Source organism: Paraburkholderia sp. RL18-101-BIB-B, from assembly GCF_046026985.1.
GTDB lineage: Bacteria > Pseudomonadota > Gammaproteobacteria > Burkholderiales > Burkholderiaceae > Paraburkholderia.
In genome coordinates this window covers 1-2,617 of record NZ_JARESV010000131.1, presented here as the reverse complement: position 1 = coordinate 2,617, position 2,617 = coordinate 1, and the positions used below count along the sequence as shown (strand labels likewise).

The 2,617-nt window shown below is 61.5% G+C and carries 2 protein-coding genes; both read left to right on the top strand.

Going from position 1 to position 2,617, the window contains the following annotated elements:
* Window positions 1-108 precede the first annotated feature (108 nt).
* Window positions 109-1,773, top strand: a complete 1,665-nt coding sequence (gene istA, locus P0D73_RS46185; RefSeq protein WP_408436393.1) for an IS21 family transposase — start codon at window positions 109-111, stop codon at window positions 1,771-1,773.
* Window positions 1,770-2,540, top strand: coding sequence for an IS21-like element helper ATPase IstB (istB, locus tag P0D73_RS46180; protein ID WP_006397378.1), 771 nt, complete (start codon window positions 1,770-1,772; stop codon window positions 2,538-2,540). Before istA ends, istB begins: the two co-directional genes overlap by 4 nt.
* Window positions 2,541-2,617 lie beyond the last annotated feature (77 nt).

The window sequence follows — 2,617 nt, the reverse complement described above, 5'->3', positions numbered from 1 at the left end:
CCCCGGCGGTCGGTCAAATTCCTCCGGGTATGGTCACTTCAAACTCCCCCACCTGACGACCGTCGGCTGAGCCACTAAAGCTGCCGGGAGAGGTGTTGCAGGACGTCTATCTTCGTCTCCTTCGAACAAGAAGGAGTTCAGGGAGTGAACGTCTTGAAGCCGCACCTGCAAAGCACCGTATTCACATTACTCGAGCGCAACAAGAGCCAGCGCCAGATCCAGCGGCTCACGGGCATCGACCGCAAGACGATTCGTCGCTATCAGGCGATGTTCGAGTCGGAGAAGTCCGCTTCGGCAAACTCCCCCATGGTGACCACCGGCTCTGAAACGGCCGTCACGCAAACTCCCCCACCGCCGCGACCACCGGCTACCGACGGTTCCAGCAAGACCACAACGTTCAATTTCGCCCGCTCCGCAAGCGAACCGCATCGCGAGTGGATCGAACAGCAGGTCCGCCTGAGGCGCAACGCGCAGGCGATCTATCAGGATCTGGTCGATCAGTTCGCATTCACCGCGAGCTACGAGAGCGTCAAGCGTTTCGTGCGCGCCTTGCGCCACATTGATCCCGAGCAGTTCGACCGTCTCGCGTTCGCCCCCGGCGAAGAAGCTCAAGTTGATTATGGCGAAGGTGCACTGACCCGCGATCCGAAGACCGGCCGCTACCGACGCCCGCGGTTGTTCGTGATAACCCTGCGGTACTCGCGGCGCAGTTTCCGGTGCGTGGTCTGGAAGTCCAGCAAGCAGGTCTGGGCCCAGCTTCACGAAGAAGCCTTTCGTTACTTTGGGGGAGCGGTCAGCTACGTTGTGCTCGACAACCTCCGGGAGGGCGTCATCACGCCCGACCTGTACGAACCCGAGATCAACCGGCTCTACGAGGCGATGCTCGGGCATTACGGTGTCGTCGCCGATCCGGCACGTGTGCGGGACCCGAATCGAAAGGGGACCGTCGAGAACGCGATTCAACATACGCAGGGCACCGCGCTTGCCGGCCGCCGTTTCGAGTCGCTCGAAGCCCAGAACGAATTCCTGATGCACTGGGAGGCAAACTGGGCGGCCAAACGCATCCATGGCAGCACCCGGCGACAGGTCGAGGCCATGTTCCAGGAGGAGAGGCCGCATCTGCGGCCGTTGCCGACCACCGGCTTTCGCTACTTCACGGAGGTCGTGCGTACCGTCTGGGACGACACCACTGTCAACATCGATCGCAGCAACTATGCGGCACGACCTGCACCGATCGGCAGTCTCGTTTCAGTGCGCATATACGATTCCACCATCGAGATTCGCGATCGCCGTACGCAGGCATTGTTGCGCACCCATCCTCGCGCCCTGCAGGCCGGTTCGCTTGAATTGCCCGAAGACGAACGCCCGTTCAATCCGTCCCGCCAGAGCGCCTTCCTGCTCGCGAGCGCCGGCGACATCGGGCCACAAACAAAGGCGCTGTGCCAGCACATGTTCGATAGCGAAGGTCGCGTCGGCCATCGCGCCATGTGGGGCATCGTTGGTCTGGCGAAGAAGTATCCCGCCCGGCTCGTCGAGCAGGCCTGCGATCACGCGTTGCGTCATCACGTCTACCGCTACAAACAGGTGCGCGCGATCGTCGAACGGCTGTTCGAACAGGCACTCGAGCGTCTCGATCAGGCACCGCAGCTAGAGCTACCTCTTACGCAGGATCACCCGCTGATCCGTCCTGCCGCCGAGTACGGCGAACTCTTTACCCTCGGTGCGCAGCACGGCGCCGAACCTCAACCTCCAACTGGAGAAACACAGGCATGACCATGACGTTACCGGAAATCGAACGGGCTCTCGGACAGCTCCGCCTGTCTGGCGTGCGCGACACACTCGAAACGCGCGTGTTGCAGGCCCAGGGCTCCCAGCAGCCGTTCCTTGAAACCTTCGCACTGATCCTGCAGGACGAACTGGATCGCCGCCAGTCCCGGCTCATCGAACGCCGCTACAAGCTCTCCGGCCTCGAAGAGAAACTCACGCTCGCCGAATTCGACTGGGCCTTCAATCCCAAAGTGCCTCGCCAGGCCTGCTTCCAGCTGCACACGCTGAAGTTCATCGCCGCCGGCGACAACGCGCTGATCATCGGTAAACCAGGCACCGGCAAATCGCACGTTGCGAAGGCCGTCGCCTACCAGGCCGTCCTGCAAGGCCACAAGGTGCAGTATCTTGAGACCGACGACTTCTTTAACCGTTACGCGCTGAGCCCGACTGCCCAGCGCGAAGCCCGGCTGCGAGCCATCCTCGAGAGCGATCTGCTCGTGCTGGATGACCTGTTCCTGTCGCGTACGATCCCCGACGCCGCTGGCGCACTGCTGCAAACGCTGATCCATCAACGCTACAAACTGCATCGAAGCGTTGTCGTCACGTCCAACCGCGTTGTGCAGGATTGGGGCGCATACCTGGGCGACAACACGATGAGCACCACGATCCTCGACCGGCTCATGCATCACTGCCACCTGCTTGAATTCGACGGCCGCAGCTACCGCCTCAAGGAAGCCGCTGAAACGCTTGCACGGAAATCGAAAACCAGCTAAATAACCCTTAGTCCTGCTTCACAGGGTGGGGGAATTTGCGCGACCATAAGTGGGGGAGTTTCAACTGACCGTCCGGG